The organism is Fructilactobacillus sp. X7R9C1 (genome assembly GCF_059901005.1).
On sequence record NZ_JBWXVG010000015.1, the window covers coordinates 1 to 14,058 of the forward strand.

Consider the following 14,058-nt stretch of genomic DNA (forward strand, 5'->3'; position numbering starts at 1 on the left):
TCACCTCATATTAATTAATTTATTTTTATTATTTAACGATTGCAAGTAAATCTTTTTCGTGCATTACAAGGTATGGAGTACCATCATATTCAACCTTTGTCCCTGCATACTTATCAAACATGACCATGTCGTCTTCTTTAACAGAAGGGGCAACTTTTTGTCCGTTATCAAGAACTCGACCCTCGCCTACAGCGACAACTTTACCCATCTGTGGTTTTTCTTTAGCGTTATTTGCTAAAACAATTCCACCGACGTTTTTTTCTTCTGGTTCTTGCACTTCGACAATTACGCGATCTCCTAATGGTTCTAACACGTTAATCCCTCCAATAAATATCTTTATTAAATTTTAGCACTTGCACTTATCAAGTGCTAACTTACATTCTTAATATATTATTTTTTCACAACTAATGCAAGAACTTTGCCCGATAAAAATAAAAAAGCATCCAAAATTGGATGCTTAATCTTTATCATAATGATCAATAAAATAGATCAATGTTTGCAGTTCATTAGTTAAATCAACATTATGAACTCTAATTTCCTTTGGAACCGATAATCGGACTGATGTGAAGTTTAAAATTCCTTTTACACCCGCTTTGGCAACTTGATCAGCAACTTGTTGAGCAACTTTACCAGGAACTGTGAGAATCACAACGCTGATTTGTTGATCTTTAAGCTGTTTTACCAATTGATCCATTGGGTAAATTGGAACCCCACCTTGAATGGTATTAACATTTTTAGGATTAACGTCAAAAGCAGCGGAAATTCTAATATTACTATCCATGTGGAAGTTAAAATTCAAAAGGGCATGACCCAAGTTACCAACACCAATCAATGCTACATTGGTTAATTGATCTTGGTTCAAGATCTTCTTGAAAAATTCTAGTAAACTGTCTACGTCATATCCATAACCTCGCTTACCAAGGGCACCAAAATATGAAAAGTCACGACGAATTGTAGCAGAATCCACTTGAATTGCGTCGGCCAATTCATTTGATGATATTCGTTTCTTTCCACCGTCATGTAAAATATTTAAATAACGATAGTAAAGCGGCAATCGTTTCGCGGTTGCACGTGGAATTTTTGTCTCAGCCATTTTCAAATCTCCTATTATTATTGTCGAGATTAATAAGTCACAAAATTAATTCTAACATAAAGAAATTGTTTGTGAAATAATATAAAAATGAAATCAGCTGAAAAGCCCCACAGGGCAGGATAAATTAATTTAATAATTTGTTGTTAACGATTTATTTTTCATTTTGAGCCCACTCAAATTCTAATCCTGGATCAGCATTTAGTGAAGCTTTTCCTTTTTCCTGATGGTGCTGCATTGCCGCTGCAGCAGCTCCTATCATGGCTGCATTATCTCCACACAACTTAAGCGGAGCCTTGACAAATTCCACATTTTCCTTACTGGCAATCGCATCTAGTCGATTTCTAATGCCCTTATTCGCGGCAACTCCGCCAGCTAAAATAAACTCTTTTACAGGATAATTTTCAAGCGCACTTTGTGATTTTTTTGCCAAAACGTCCACTACGGCAGCTTCAAAACTAGCAGCTAAATCGTTCTTATTTAGAGTCTTTCCAATCTGATCGGCATGGTGAACGGTATTGATAAAAGCACTTTTAAGTCCGCTAAAACTAAAATCATAATTACCATCTGATTCCATCGCGCGTGGAAAATTAAAAATATCCCTTCCCTTTTGAGCCATTTTGTCAACGGTTGGACCAGCTGGATAATTAATTCCTAAAACTCTCCCAATTTTGTCAAACGCTTCACCTGCGGCATCGTCTCTAGTCTCACCGATGATCTCAAACTTACCTTCTTCGGGCATAAAAACAAGCTCCGTATGACCACCAGATACCACAAGTGCCATTGCCGGAAACTCAATTGGCTTAATAAAGTTAGTAGCATAAATATGTCCTGCAATGTGATTAATTGGAATGAGGGGTAGATGATGAGCCCAAGCTACCACTTTGGCAGCGGTGACTCCAATCAAAAGTGCACCAACCAATCCTGGGCCATAGGTCACAGCTACCGCCGTTAAATCATCGTATGTGACGTTTGCACGTTTCAAAGCATCATTTATACAAATGGTAATCTCTTCAATATGATGACGACTAGCCACTTCTGGTACCACACCACCAAATCGCTGATGACTTTTAATCTGAGTTGCAACGACGTTTGATAAAATTTCTTTACCATCCTTGATAACAGCAACACTTGTTTCATCACAACTACTCTCAAACGCCAAAATCACACTATTATCTTGCATTAATACTCACCCGTCTCTAACTATCTTCCAAAATTATTTGGTGCCACTTTTTGCTTGGATAAATCCAGTTTCATTACCACAGCATCTTCACCATCATTATAGTAATCTGGATCAATTCCAACCTGAACAAACCCAAGATCCCGATTCAAATCTTGAGCTTTAATATTTCCCAATCGAATTTCGATTGAAACACTTTTAAGTCTCATCAGTCGTGCTCTTCTGATAACCATGGTAAGCAAAAAATATCCCAATCCGCGATTTTGGAATTTGGGTAACACCGCAATATTTTCAACGTGACAATTCTTACTATCACGAGAAATCGAACAACCGACAAAAGCAATCAATTCGTCGGCTTTCCTAATTACCAAGTATAAACTGTTTTTGTGCTTTTTTAGATCATTTAGGAAACGTTCTCGATCCCAAGCTGCCTTTTTGTCGTAAACCTCTTCTTCAACATTCACAATGTCAGGGATGTCAGTAATAGAACCCTTGCCAAAATAGTAATCGACTCCATTCACATCAACAATGTGATTTTTAATCTGAAGTCCACGCTGAATCTTGGCTTCTTCCTTTTTTTTAACGTTCTTTTTTAACCATGCCTCAATTTTCTTCAACATAAGACTCGTTTTCCCTCCCCGGGTTTAACTTTTGCCAGTCTGCTTGTGCTTTGGTTAAACGAAGATAATTGGGATTAAAATTGTTAACATCAGCAACTGGTTCTTGCTTTTCCCCATAGATACCAATTTTAGCTGCCTGTGGCAGGTTATCAATTCCAGTCATATATTTGAAATCTTTCCCGAAATGTTGTTTTAAGCGCTCGGAAAAATGAGCAACATCACTTCCAACGAATACGATGGGCTCATCAAACTTGTCCAGTTCGGTCATCCACTTATCAAAATTAACGTGTTGATCTTTAATTACCGACTCGGGACCACGATCGGAAGTACGGTACAGACCAGTAAACAAATTATCGTTTCTACCATCAAATAATGGCACTACCAACTGGTCGTGTTTTTGCACGTTTAAAACAAGCGCCATGAGACTTGAAATGCCAACCAAATCAATATTCAATGTATCGGCCAAAACTTTTCCAACCGTGGTGGCAATTCTAATCCCAGTGTATGAACCAGGACCATTACTTACGACGACCCGATCCAGATCTTGTGGAGTTAAATTGGCATAATTAACCAACTCTTCGACCACCGGCATTAAGTATTCAGCATGTTTTCTATGCGTTGTCATCGTGGTTGTTGCTAGCACCTGTTCGTCTTTTAAAACTGCCACAGTTAATGGTTGATTAGAGGTATCAACTGCTAAAACGTGCATATTATTTGCTTCCTTCTTTATTCAGCTTCTCCCATTTAATTTCGGCAATCGATTTAGTATCATCATTGACCGAAATATCGTGGATCGATCGAATTTGATCACCGGTCTTAATGAGTTTGCTTCGACTTACGACCGGATCACCATATGTAACTTCATCTTCATACTTAATACTTACTTGCTTTGGAACGTGAGTTGCCAAAAAATCATAGGATAAATCATCAACCATCCATCCAATGTATTTGGCATTATTGACATGAGAATTCCAATCAATGTCAGTAAAACGAACATGATACTCAGTCTTCATAAGATTTTGTTCATCATGAATTTGAGGAATCTTTCTTAACCGTTGAATCCTTCTTACTCGATCACAATGATAGGGAGTAATCATATCTTCCTCTAATCGAACCATTTTTCTGGATTTAATGTCCATCATGACCCACAAACTGCCAACATGAACTAATTCATTCCCGTTAACGTCTCTAACCCAGAATTCACGGTACGCAAAGTACTTAGTGTATGAAGTTCCCCTCGTTTGAACCTGAATTTTTTCATGAACTTTAGGAAGACGCGTAATATCCATGTCGGTTTGAACAACAACCCAAGTTACGCCATGTTCAATCACATGTCTGGTACTTACACCGAGTGCTTTTGCTTGGTCCTGTGAAATCATAATGATCACGTCAATTAACATTGAAAGAGTAATGTTACCCAGTAAATTGGTTTCATAGTACTCAACTACATGGTCTTCAGAAAAAATATCTCCAGTCATCTTAATTCCTCTTATCTTATTCTATGTGGTGGTATTGATTATAAACATCCTGACGGACTAACCCATTTTGCTTAGCGACTTGCTTAATCGCGCCATTTGGCTTTTCACCGTTACTAATTAATTGATCAACCTGCTCGTAAACCGACAATTGAGCTCCATTTTGCTTCTCTTCATGAAGTTTAAACCCGGCTGGATTCCCAGAAACTAGAATGACAAACTCTCCTCTAATCTCATTTTGTTTGGACCATTCCACTAAATCGTCAAGACCACCACGAACGTATTCTTCAAACTTTTTAGTGAGCTCTCTTGCAAGCACTGCCTGCCGATTGCCAAAAACCTTTTGCATGTTTAAGAGCGTCTTTTTAAGTCGATGAGGCGCTTCATAAAAAATCAAGGTCGGATATTCTTGTGCTAAAATCTTTAGTTCATCAACCTGCTCTTTGGGTTTCCGTTTTAAAAATCCATAAAACAAAAACGGTTGAGGTTTAAGTCCTGAAGCAATTAAACTAGTAAGGCCAGCGTTTGGTCCCGGAATGCTTATCACGGAAATATCATGTTCAATGCACTGCTTTACTAATTCACGTCCAGGATCACTAATTGAAGGCATTCCTGCATCACTGACTTGTGCAATTGAAATCCCATTGATTAATTTTTCAACTAATTCAGGTGCTCGTTGTTCAGTATTATGCTCATGAAAACTAATTTGTTTGGTCGTAATATCAAAATGATTTAAAAGTTTCTGGGTATTCCTCGTATCTTCAGCGGCAATCAAATCAACATCTTTTAAAATATTGATGGCTCTAATCGTCATATCATCAAGATTACCAATTGGTGTAGGAACCAGATATAAACTGCCCTTATTATGATCTGCAAAACTTTTTTGAACTGATAAATCCAATGGAATTACCTTTCTCCGTAAATGATATCGGTACAAAACATACAACTACTATTACTGTTACGCCGTTTTCCATAAAACTGTGTGCAAACATGAAATCCTTCGTTATACAACTTTTCCAAATTCTTCTTAGACATCGAAAGTTGCTGCTTCTTTTTGTTTTTCCCATCTTTTCCCGAAATTAACTCTCGAAGATGTTCATTTTCAATCTTCAGTTCTGAATTTTCCTCGATGACTTTATCAATTTCATCCCGAAGATCACCAATTTTTTCACTCATTAATTCCGATTGTGATTCCAAATTATTAAATTCTTCGTTAACATCTGATTCTTTCAATCGACTTTTGCTCCTCCTTCAATGACTGCTAAACATTTCAGGGTAATAACCTCCAAAATATTTTGGAAGCTAACGTTTAGATCTTGTTTTTTGGCACTGTTCAAGACCGTTGTGATGATTTCAATTAATTGATCATCTGATAACTGGTTAGCCATCTGTTTCAAAAGGGAATACTGATCACCAAACCCTAAACTATCAGGCTTTAATTCCCTAAACTTGACATCAAAGACATCCTTAAAAATTTGATAAATCATTTTTAAAGTCATCTGTTGTTCAAACCGACCCGTTATATTAGGCATAAAGCTAATTTGAACGCTCGTAAAAGCGCGATAATCATCATTAACTAATTCATTAAACCAGTGCTCAACTATCTCTTTAACCTTGTTAAACCAACCGTCTTCAAGCATTTTATCAATTGAAGATAAGTCCTCAGTTAATTCTAAAATAAGATTACTAGACGTTTTCGATAACCCTCTATCAGTTACGTACTTAATCAAGTTATCTTCGTTAATTTTTGGAAATTCTACTAACTGCGTTCTAGATATGATGGTTGGTAATATCTTTCGATAGTCATTGGTAAGTAAAAAGGAATTAACTTGCCCATTTGGCTCTTCAATAAACTTCAAAAGACTATTAGCAGCACTAGTAGTCATCATATCGGCCCCGTCAATAATGAAAACCTTCTTGTTTCCTTCAACCGCACTCTTAGAAAATTCATGTTTTAAATGTCGAATTGAATCAACTTTGATACTTCTGCCATCGGGTTTGATCATCACCACATCAGGATGTTCGTTTTCTGCGATCCGGACACACTCATTACAGATGCCACATGGCATGCCGTTTTGAACGTTATTACAAAACAAACGCATTGCAATCGTCTTTGCAACCGCTAATTTTCCCAAACCATCCGAACCCGAAAAAAGATACGAGTGACTGAGATCTTGAGCCGAAATAACGCCCATAAAGTGTTGTGTTAAAGTAGCTTGTTTTTGGGTAGCCTGTTTAATTATGGTCTGAGCTAAAGTTTCTTCTACCATTATATTAACTAACTAGAAGCGATTTAATGATTCCATTGGCAAAATCATAACCGTTGCTCCTCCAACCTGAACTTCAACTGGGTAAGACGTCTCACTAATGCTTCCAGCTAAACTAACTGGTGGCGTCATGTATTGTTTTCTAGTTTCACAGGTTGTTTTAATGATATCCAAAATCTCGTCGACCTTATCATCTTTAGCTCCAATCAAATAAGTGACGTTTTTAGCCTTCAAGAATCCACCCTTAGTGGATAATTGGGTTGCCTGGATCTTATGTTTGATGAATTCAGATTGTAATTTGGCTGCATCCTTATCTTGGATAATTGCAATAATTAACTTCATAACTGATCCTCCTATTTACTTTCATTAAAATATCTAGCTGCTCTCTTATACAACACGGAAATGACCTGATCTACTACTTGTTCAATTGGCTTAGTAGCATCAACCTTAATAACCCGCTTGGGGTTCTGTTTGGCAATTTCATCATAAGCTTCATGAACCCGAACGTAAAAATCGTGTTCTTGAAGATCCAAACGATTAACTTCCCCACTCCGATGTTCAGCAATGCGGTCTAATCCAACGTCGACTGGGACGTCAAAATAAATGGTGGTATCAGGCATTAAACCCTCAGTAGCAAACTGGTTCATTGATAAAACGGCGTTTTCACCAAGTTCTCGGCCCGCTCCTTGATACGCAATTGAACTGTCAAGATAGCGGTCGCACAAAACTAATTGACCGGACTTTAAAGCTGGCAAAATAGTTTTAACTAAATGCTCTCTTCTGGCCGCCGCAAACAAAAGCGCCTCACAACGGTCATCCATATCTGACTCGTTTTTATTCAAAATTATCTGCCGAATTTGCTCGGAGACTTGGTTCCCACCTGGTTCACGAGTAGTTAGCAATTGGTCTTTAAGCATTGGTTTAATTTTATCAACCACCTGATTTAAAACGGTGGTTTTTCCAGCACCATCAGTGCCTTCAAATGTAATAAATTGTCCAGTCATATTAGATTCAGTCCCAGCATTTTTGCTATTTTCATTGTACTTTAAGTTATATTTATTGTCTATTTAAAAAGCCAGCTAGGATCTAGCTGGCTTACGTTTAGTTTTCATATACTGACGGTTGAATCCGATCATTTTTAATGTTTCGTTTTCGTGCTTGCCGATACATAAACATGTATTTTTGCTTTGTAAGCATCGTTTGTGCAAATAAGTGACTGTCCGTTTCGGAAACAGCTTGTTCAGTTTGCACAGCCTGATCCCAATCATTTTTTAAAAAATTGATGGTATCAAGCAATTGGTCATCATAATTTTGCTTCATAGAACTATATCTAAATAACGAAAACATCGTTTATCCCTCACATTTCGGTGCGTCCAGAAACTGCCTTTGAAAGGGTCATCTCATCTGCATATTCGATATCACTTCCAACTGACAATCCATGAGACAATCTGGTAACTTTAATGCCTGCTGGCTTAATTAACTTTGCCAAATACATTGCCGTTGCTTCTCCCTCAGGAGTTGCATTAGTAGCAATGATGACTTCTTTAACTTCTTCGTTTTTTTGCAGTCGTTTGATTAAAGAGCTGATATTGATGTCTTCAGGACCCTTCCCCTCAATTGGGGAAAGCACTCCGTGTAAAACGTGATAAAGACCATTATAATCCTTCATTTTTTCCATCGTCATCACATCTTTAGACTGTTCCACTACCATAATCTTACTTTGATCACGACTTTCATCGGTACAGATCTCACAAGGATCGGTCTCGGTGATATTGCCGCAAATTGAACAAAAACGCAAATCATTCTTAGTTGAAGTTAAGGCATCCGCAAAGTTTTTTACATCGGTTTTATTCATATCAACCGTATAAAATGCCAATCTAGTGGCGGTCTTTCTGCCAATTCCTGGCAAATGCATGTAACTATCGATTAGCTTAGCAATTGGTTCTGGGTATTGCATTTAAATCCCTTCTTCTACATACCTGGAATATTCATTCCCTTGGTATACTTTCCCATCTTATCTTGAGTGGTCTTTTCAATCTGTGAAAGTGCATCGTTAACCGCACTGATCACTAGATCTGAGAGCATGTCTGGATCGTCTGGATCAATGGCCTCTGGTTTGACGTTCATGTCCTTCATCTTGCGGTCACCAGTAAAGGTAACGGTCACCATATCTTCTGGAGCTTTTCCAGTGAATTCACTCTTCTCAATTTCTTCTTGTTCATTTTGCATTTGTTGTTGCATCTTACGAGCTTTTTGCATCATCTTTCCCATGTTCATTCCGTTCATAATTATTCTCCTTTTAATTAATCATCTTTAACATCAATTATATCATCACCAAACATCTGCTTGGCAGTATTAACCGAATCATTGTTATCTTTATCTTTGGTCGTCTCAGTTTGTTCTTGTTTTTCGTAAGCTTTATTCGTATTAGAAGCCGCTTTTTCTGACTTGGGGGTTGACTTAGTCTTTTCATTATGAGACCGGTGATTTTTAAGATAGTTACTTCTAAGTTGTGGCCATTCATCATTTGGTACAAACACAACCGTTGGAACAAATCCTAAAATACGATCAAGGCCATTTTGAAGTGCATCCATCAAATCACCATCGGTTCCAGCCTTCTGATACAAAAAGCCATAATCAAAGGCAACAACAACTCCCTTATCACTCGCAGCAACGGGGTTTGAGACATGCATCACGGCTCGTTGCGTGACCGACAACGACTGAAGTAATTCCTGCCAGATATCCTGATAGGTAGTCAGATCTTTTCTAGTGGCCTTTTCTAGGATATCGTAAACTTTCGTCAAATTAACTCGGACCTGTTTGGTGGAATCATAATGAGGGGAATCAGCGATTGGTTTAGATTTAGTTGATTTAGGTTGCTTATCATCATCAGTTAACTGTTTTAAAGGCGAATCATTTCCCAGTTCCGACTTTAACTCACTAACTTGATTTTGCAGCTCAGACAGTTGCTTTTTTAAAACTTTCGTATCCTTATTATCATCACTTTTTGATTCGTTATCTGGGTCACTTTCTTTTTGATTTGCCAGTTTAACCGTTAAAATATCCAAATAAACATCGGGATGAGACGAATAACGCATCTGATTCTGAACGTCACTCATAATTTCAACGTAATGATATATTAGATTACTATCTACCTTATCAGCAATCGTTTTAAAATTGTCGCCTAAAAGTCCAAGTTCGCTCTTTTGGACCATTTCTGGATCCTGATGATATAACAAAATATTCTGACAATAATCAATTAAGTCCTCAATAAACTGATTAGCGTCTTTGCCGTCATCAAGAATTTCTTGAACCATTTTTAAACCCGTCGAAACGTCTGAATTAAAAACGGCCTCAAAGTACGACTGAATTCGATCCCTGGTGACACTACCAGTGACTGACAAGGCACTTTCATATGTCACCTTATCATTACTGTAGGAAAGAGCTTGGTCAAGGATACTAAGTGCATCACGCATCCCACCCTCAGCACTTTTAGCGATTACCTTTAGCGCTTTGTCATCGTACTCAATGCCCTTTTTTGAAAGGATGTATTCCATTCGTTGCAGGATATCACTAGCCTTGATTCGCTTAAAATCAAAACGTTGTGTTCGCGAAATGATGGTAGCAGGAATCTTTTGGGGTTCAGTGGTAGCCAATATGAAAATGACGTGCTCCGGCGGCTCTTCTAGCGTTTTAAGCAAGGCATTAAAGGCCCCCGTCGACAACATATGCACTTCATCAATGATATAAACTTTATATTTACCTTCCGTTGGGGAATACTTCGCCTTATCGCGAATATTTCTGATCTCTTCGACCCCATTATTAGAAGCAGCATCAATTTCAATGACATCATTAAACGCACCCTTATTAATTGCTAAGCACGTTTCACACTCATTACAGGGTTCTCCATCCTTTAAATTAGGACAGTTAACTGCCTTGGCCAAAATTTTAGCGGCGGAAGTCTTTCCTGTTCCACGCGGACCCGTAAATAAATACGCATGACTAATTTGGTTAGTTATCAATGCGTTTTTTAAAGTCTTAGTAATGACTGGCTGCCCAACAATTTCATCAAATCTTTGTGGACGCCAGGTCCGATATAGTGCTTGATAACTCATGAAATGCTTCCTTTCACTGAAAATTGATACCATTAATTATTATATCTTGAAAATTGACGAAATGCTAATAACTTTAAACGACATTTTGTCCAAAAAAAATCTCCCAGTCAAACGACTAGGAGTTTAATTTCTAAAAACGAGAAGCACAAGGCAAAAGATACTTAGTGCTGCTTCCTTCCGGACCTGACACGGTTCGTAAGTCTGCCCTTGCTTCAGGGCCTTACGGCATTAATTATCATAACCGAAAAATCCACAAATGTCTAGGAATATTACCGTGATTTGCGTTTATCTTTAAAGAATTTCTTCATCATACTACCAGATTGGATGGCTTTCAATCCACTTGTCACTTGAACCTGATGGTTTTGTCTTGAATCATTCAGGGTGTGGTAAAGACTTTCAACGGCTCCAGCTTTTTCATTTTTTGCTCCATATACTAATCTTTTAATCCTGGTATTAATAATCGCACCAGCACACATTAAACAAGGCTCAACCGTCACGTACATCTCACAATCATTTAAACGCCAACTCTTTAAATTGATACACGCTTCTTCAATCGCAATGATTTCAGCATGCTCGGTTCCAATCTCCGTGTGCTCACGCAGATTGTGTCCCCTTCCAACAATTTGACCGTCCTTAATGATTACTGCTCCAATTGGTACCTCACCAATGACGTAAGCATGGTTAGCTTCACTTAAAGCTTGGTCCATAAAATACGCATCATTTTCATTCATTTACTACTTCCTTTCTGCTCTTTAAAATGTAATATCCCTTATCCCGTTTAACGATTTGCACGTTACCAAAAACCTTATTCATTAACTTTTTAGCCGAAGGCGCTCCCTGTTTCTTTTGTAAAACAACCGTTAACGTTCCATCATTAATTAAGTGAGTGTAAGAACCTGTAATCATTTCATCGACAACTTTTTTTCCAGCACGAACGGGCGGATTAGTTATAATGCCCGCATACTTTTGGGAAATATTCTGGTACCCATCAGAAGCAAAAATATCTACGTTATCAATCTGATTGAGATCTGCATTCTGTTTAGCCAGTTTTAATGCTAAATTATTGACGTCTACCATAGTAAAATGCCGTTCTGGATTTGTCTTGGCCAAAAACAGACCAATCGGGCCGTAACCACATCCCATGTCTAAGATTGCTCCCTGAGGCATTTCATTAACATCGACATTATTAATCAAAACCCGCGAACCATAATCCACGGTATTTTTAGAAAACACACCGTTGTCTGTCACAAAACTTAGCGTGGTTTTAAGTAAAGAAAAGTTCCAATGTTTTTCCTCATGTTTAACATCAGGATTTGCGGTATAATAAAAGTCGTTCAAAATTAATCACATCCTAAAAAAATAATATTTAAACCATAAACACTATATATAGCGTCTAATTCCTATCAATTTCACTATATATGGTGTTTTTTTCTGTTGAAAATTTCACTTTTTGAGAGTAAACTCATCAAGTGAAAGATATCAAGGAGATGAAACAAAATGAAAAAAATTACTGTATTTACCAAGAACAATTGTATCCAATGCAAGATGACAAAACGTTTCCTTAGCGAACACAACGTTGACTTCGTTGAAAAAAACACATCCGAAAATCCGGAATACGTCGCTTACCTGAAGGGTGAAGGCTTTCAAGCTGTTCCAGTTGTTGAGAGTCAAGCACTTGAAGCATTTAGTGGGTTTCAACCTGACCAATTAAAGAAACTAGTTGGTTAAATTTTTCATATTTATAGTATAATACAAAACCAACGTTTCAGATATTTCGTACGACACGATTAAGGGAGAGTAATCCAATATGTCTTTAAAAGATTTGCACGATGTTACGTATTACGAACTAAATAATGAAATTAATATCCCTGTCGATGGCAGAATCCAATTGGAAAAAGATCAGGAGGCTTTAAAAGCCTTTTTCAAAGAAAACGTTAATCCAAATACCGTTAAGTTTGATTCTTTAAAAGATCGTTTTGATTATCTAATTAAGCATAATTACATTGAAGAGGATTTTGTAAATAAATATCCCTTTTCATTCATTGAAAAATTATACAAGTATTTGGAAAAACAAGATTTTCACTTCAAATCATTTATGGCTGCATACAAGTTTTATGCTCAATACGCCATGAAAACTGATGACAATTCCATGTACTTAGAAAGCTACATAGACAGAACCGCAATGAACGCCTTGTTTCTTGCTGATGGCGATCAAAAGCTTGCCATGGATCTTGCTGATGAATTAATTCATCAACGCTTTCAACCAGCTACTCCAACTTTTTTAAATGCTGGAAAGAAACGTCGGGGGGAGTTGATTTCGTGTTTTCTACTTCAAACCACCGATAACATGAATACCATCGGTCGTACCATTAATTCGGCCCTTCAATTATCCAAAATTGGTGGTGGAGTTGGGATCAACCTTTCTAACCTTAGAGCGGCCGGCGACCCTATTAAACACATTCAAGGAGCAGCTAGCGGCGTTCTTCCAGTAATGAAGTTACTAGAGGATAGTTTTACCTATTCTAATCAATTAGGCCAAAGAAACGGTGCTGGGGTTGTTTATTTAAGTGTCTTCCATCCCGACATCATCGAGTTCTTAGGGGTTAAAAAGGAAAATGCCGACGAAAAAATTCGGGTTAACACTCTTTCCCTGGGAGTAGTTGTCCCAGATAAATTCTATGAACTAGCTAAAAACAATGAAGATATGTACTTATTTAGTCCGTACGACGTTGAACGTGAGTATGGCGTTCCCTTTTCTTACGTCGATATCACTAAAGAATACGACAACATGGTCAACAACAAGAATATTCGCAAAAAGAAGATCAGGGCCCGTGAACTAGAAACAGAAATTGGTAAGTTACAACAAGAGTCCGGCTACCCATACATTATCAATATCGACACCGCCAATCGTGACAATCCAGTTGATGGAAAAATCGTCATGAGTAACTTATGTACTGAAATTATGCAAGTCCAAACCCCATCAATTGTTGATGATGAACAAAATTACGAACAGCTTGGAACCGATGTTTCTTGTAATTTAGGGTCAACGAACGTTGTCAATTTGATGGCTTCTCCCGACTTCGGTAAATCAGTCGAAGCCATGGTCAAAGCTCTAACTTTTGTGACCGATCATTCATCAATTAACGTTGTTCCATCAGTCAGACGTGGCAATGAATTAAGTCACTCAATTGGTTTAGGAGCTATGGGTCTTCACTCTTATTTTGCTAAAAATCATATGTATTATGGTTCAAAAGAATCCATTGAATTTACCAGCACCTATTTCATGTTATTAAATTACTGGACCTTAAAGG

Annotated in this window: 19 protein-coding genes and 1 other RNA gene; 2 read left to right on the forward strand and 18 right to left on the reverse strand. The window is 37.6% G+C overall.

Translation table 11 applies throughout. The annotated features are described in order from the left end of the window. Positions 1–28: 28 nt before the first annotated feature. The 18 genes from groES to AC6UD0_RS06845 form a co-directional block, all read right to left on the reverse strand. Entirely contained in the window at positions 29–313 is a 285-nt protein-coding gene (gene groES / locus AC6UD0_RS06760; RefSeq protein WP_500694454.1) for a co-chaperone GroES, read from the reverse strand. A gap of 144 nt (positions 314–457) precedes the next feature. After that, a complete protein-coding gene (locus AC6UD0_RS06765; protein ID WP_010021811.1) occupies positions 458–1,093 on the reverse strand; it encodes a redox-sensing transcriptional repressor Rex in 636 nt (211 codons plus the stop codon). Positions 1,094–1,244: 151 nt separating this feature from the next. Next, the gene (gene tsaD / locus AC6UD0_RS06770; RefSeq protein ID WP_500708566.1) at positions 1,245–2,273 is read right to left on the reverse strand and encodes a tRNA (adenosine(37)-N6)-threonylcarbamoyltransferase complex transferase subunit TsaD; all 1,029 of its coding nucleotides are present in this window, start codon (positions 2,271–2,273) and stop codon (positions 1,245–1,247) included. Between the two features lie 20 nt (positions 2,274–2,293). After that, positions 2,294–2,890: a ribosomal protein S18-alanine N-acetyltransferase gene (gene rimI, locus AC6UD0_RS06775; RefSeq protein WP_500696132.1), complete on the reverse strand. Its 597-nt coding sequence runs from the start codon at positions 2,888–2,890 to the stop codon at positions 2,294–2,296. Beyond that, positions 2,874–3,599, reverse strand: a complete 726-nt coding sequence (gene tsaB, locus AC6UD0_RS06780) for a tRNA (adenosine(37)-N6)-threonylcarbamoyltransferase complex dimerization subunit type 1 TsaB (RefSeq protein ID WP_500699860.1) — start codon at positions 3,597–3,599, stop codon at positions 2,874–2,876. The genes rimI and tsaB overlap by 17 nt, the downstream gene beginning before the upstream one ends. Position 3,600: 1 nt before the next feature. Beyond that, positions 3,601–4,368: an acyl-[acyl-carrier-protein] thioesterase gene (locus tag AC6UD0_RS06785; RefSeq protein ID WP_500699861.1), complete on the reverse strand. Its 768-nt coding sequence runs from the start codon at positions 4,366–4,368 to the stop codon at positions 3,601–3,603. Positions 4,369–4,384: 16 nt separating this feature from the next. Beyond that, positions 4,385–5,266 (reverse strand): 16S rRNA (cytidine(1402)-2'-O)-methyltransferase, encoded by an 882-nt coding sequence (gene rsmI / locus AC6UD0_RS06790; RefSeq protein ID WP_500696135.1) that lies wholly within the window; start codon positions 5,264–5,266, stop codon positions 4,385–4,387. A 5-nt stretch (positions 5,267–5,271) separates the two neighbouring features. Further along, entirely contained in the window at positions 5,272–5,598 is a 327-nt protein-coding gene (locus AC6UD0_RS06795) for a DNA replication initiation control protein YabA (RefSeq protein ID WP_500694460.1), read from the reverse strand. Continuing rightward, positions 5,595–6,635, reverse strand: a complete 1,041-nt coding sequence (gene holB / locus AC6UD0_RS06800) for a DNA polymerase III subunit delta' (RefSeq protein ID WP_500708569.1) — start codon at positions 6,633–6,635, stop codon at positions 5,595–5,597. Before holB ends, AC6UD0_RS06795 begins: the two co-directional genes overlap by 4 nt. Before the next feature lie 12 nt (positions 6,636–6,647). Further along, positions 6,648–6,974 (reverse strand): cyclic di-AMP receptor DarA, encoded by a 327-nt coding sequence (darA, locus tag AC6UD0_RS06805; protein WP_500696137.1) that lies wholly within the window; start codon positions 6,972–6,974, stop codon positions 6,648–6,650. Positions 6,975–6,985: 11 nt separating this feature from the next. Then, the gene (gene tmk, locus AC6UD0_RS06810) at positions 6,986–7,636 is read right to left on the reverse strand and encodes a dTMP kinase (RefSeq protein ID WP_500708571.1); all 651 of its coding nucleotides are present in this window, start codon (positions 7,634–7,636) and stop codon (positions 6,986–6,988) included. Positions 7,637–7,733: 97 nt separating this feature from the next. Beyond that, complete coding sequence (locus AC6UD0_RS06815) at positions 7,734–7,979, reverse strand: YaaL family protein (protein ID WP_500696139.1); 246 nt, start codon at positions 7,977–7,979, stop codon at positions 7,734–7,736. Positions 7,980–7,989: 10 nt separating this feature from the next. After that, complete coding sequence (recR, locus tag AC6UD0_RS06820) at positions 7,990–8,589, reverse strand: recombination mediator RecR (RefSeq protein ID WP_500694465.1); 600 nt, start codon at positions 8,587–8,589, stop codon at positions 7,990–7,992. Between the two features lie 14 nt (positions 8,590–8,603). Beyond that, the gene (locus AC6UD0_RS06825; RefSeq protein ID WP_500696169.1) at positions 8,604–8,921 is read right to left on the reverse strand and encodes a YbaB/EbfC family nucleoid-associated protein; all 318 of its coding nucleotides are present in this window, start codon (positions 8,919–8,921) and stop codon (positions 8,604–8,606) included. A gap of 14 nt (positions 8,922–8,935) precedes the next feature. Beyond that, entirely contained in the window at positions 8,936–10,747 is a 1,812-nt protein-coding gene (gene dnaX, locus AC6UD0_RS06830) for a DNA polymerase III subunit gamma/tau (RefSeq protein ID WP_500708573.1), read from the reverse strand. A 132-nt stretch (positions 10,748–10,879) separates the two neighbouring features. Then, positions 10,880–10,966: signal recognition particle sRNA small type (gene ffs / locus AC6UD0_RS06835), an RNA gene on the reverse strand. Between the two features lie 50 nt (positions 10,967–11,016). Then, positions 11,017–11,478, reverse strand: coding sequence for a nucleoside deaminase (locus AC6UD0_RS06840; protein ID WP_500708575.1), 462 nt, complete (start codon positions 11,476–11,478; stop codon positions 11,017–11,019). Beyond that, entirely contained in the window at positions 11,471–12,085 is a 615-nt protein-coding gene (locus AC6UD0_RS06845; RefSeq protein WP_500708577.1) for a class I SAM-dependent methyltransferase, read from the reverse strand. The genes AC6UD0_RS06840 and AC6UD0_RS06845 overlap by 8 nt, the downstream gene beginning before the upstream one ends. Positions 12,086–12,244: 159 nt before the next feature. Here AC6UD0_RS06845 and nrdH point away from each other — a divergent pair, with 159 nt between their 5' ends. Together nrdH and nrdE are read left to right on the forward strand one after the other, a co-directional pair. Further along, positions 12,245–12,475, forward strand: coding sequence for a glutaredoxin-like protein NrdH (nrdH, locus tag AC6UD0_RS06850; protein WP_500694469.1), 231 nt, complete (start codon positions 12,245–12,247; stop codon positions 12,473–12,475). Positions 12,476–12,554: 79 nt separating this feature from the next. Then, a partial coding sequence (gene nrdE, locus AC6UD0_RS06855; RefSeq protein WP_500708578.1) for a class 1b ribonucleoside-diphosphate reductase subunit alpha occupies positions 12,555–14,058 on the forward strand: 1,504 nt, incomplete at its 3' end.

What these genes read in the sequence shown, in the direction of transcription:
- AC6UD0_RS06765 (WP_010021811.1), bottom strand. Translation starts at nt 1,093, where the DNA reads ATGGCTGAGACAAAAATTCCACGTGCAACCGCGAAACGATTGCCGCTT.
- tsaD (WP_500708566.1), bottom strand. Translation starts at nt 2,273, where the DNA reads ATGCAAGATAATAGTGTGATTTTGGCGTTTGAGAGTAGTTGTGATGAA.
- rimI (WP_500696132.1), bottom strand. Translation starts at nt 2,890, where the DNA reads ATGTTGAAGAAAATTGAGGCATGGTTAAAAAAGAACGTTAAAAAAAAG.
- tsaB (WP_500699860.1), bottom strand. Translation starts at nt 3,599, where the DNA reads ATGCACGTTTTAGCAGTTGATACCTCTAATCAACCATTAACTGTGGCA.
- AC6UD0_RS06785 (WP_500699861.1), bottom strand. Translation starts at nt 4,368, where the DNA reads ATGACTGGAGATATTTTTTCTGAAGACCATGTAGTTGAGTACTATGAA.
- holB (WP_500708569.1), bottom strand. Translation starts at nt 6,635, where the DNA reads ATGGTAGAAGAAACTTTAGCTCAGACCATAATTAAACAGGCTACCCAA.
- darA (WP_500696137.1), bottom strand. Translation starts at nt 6,974, where the DNA reads ATGAAGTTAATTATTGCAATTATCCAAGATAAGGATGCAGCCAAATTA.
- tmk (WP_500708571.1), bottom strand. Translation starts at nt 7,636, where the DNA reads ATGACTGGACAATTTATTACATTTGAAGGCACTGATGGTGCTGGAAAA.
- AC6UD0_RS06815 (WP_500696139.1), bottom strand. Translation starts at nt 7,979, where the DNA reads ATGTTTTCGTTATTTAGATATAGTTCTATGAAGCAAAATTATGATGAC.
- recR (WP_500694465.1), bottom strand. Translation starts at nt 8,589, where the DNA reads ATGCAATACCCAGAACCAATTGCTAAGCTAATCGATAGTTACATGCAT.
- dnaX (WP_500708573.1), bottom strand. Translation starts at nt 10,747, where the DNA reads ATGAGTTATCAAGCACTATATCGGACCTGGCGTCCACAAAGATTTGAT.
- AC6UD0_RS06840 (WP_500708575.1), bottom strand. Translation starts at nt 11,478, where the DNA reads ATGAATGAAAATGATGCGTATTTTATGGACCAAGCTTTAAGTGAAGCT.
- nrdH (WP_500694469.1), top strand. Translation starts at nt 12,245, where the DNA reads ATGAAAAAAATTACTGTATTTACCAAGAACAATTGTATCCAATGCAAG.